Here is a 374-nt window from a genome sequence, read left to right on the forward strand (position 1 = left end):
CCGCAGCCCACGCCGTCGCGCGCCCGGCCCGGCCCTTCGGCCGGATTGACGGTTGGCCTGACGGCTGGCCGTCCGGCCTTCCCGCCGCCCCGCCTGCCCGCGCCCAGTACCGCCAGTACCGCCAGTACCGACAGTGCCGCTCGTACCGCTACCGCCTACTCCCGCCCCACCAACGTCAGCAACGTCGCCTCCGGCGGGCAGGCGAAGCGGACCGGGGTGTAGCGGTTGGTGCCGCAGCCTGCCGAGACGTGGAGGTAGGAGGTGTGGCCCTCCGCCGTGTGCGTGGAGAGGCCCTTCACGCGGTCGGTGTCCAGGTCGCAGTTGGTGACCAGGGCGCCGTAGAAGGGGATGCACAGCTGGCCGCCGTGGGTGTG

The 374-nt window shown here is 73.3% G+C and carries 1 pseudogene; it reads right to left on the bottom strand.

Annotated features, from left to right (window positions below):
• Positions 1 to 155: 155 nt before the first annotated feature.
• Positions 156 to 374 (bottom strand): annotated as a pseudogene (locus CCN44_RS47125) (metallophosphoesterase); the annotation flags it as partial.

Source organism: Streptomyces tricolor, assembly GCF_002155905.1.
GTDB lineage: Bacteria > Actinomycetota > Actinomycetes > Streptomycetales > Streptomycetaceae > Streptomyces > Streptomyces tricolor.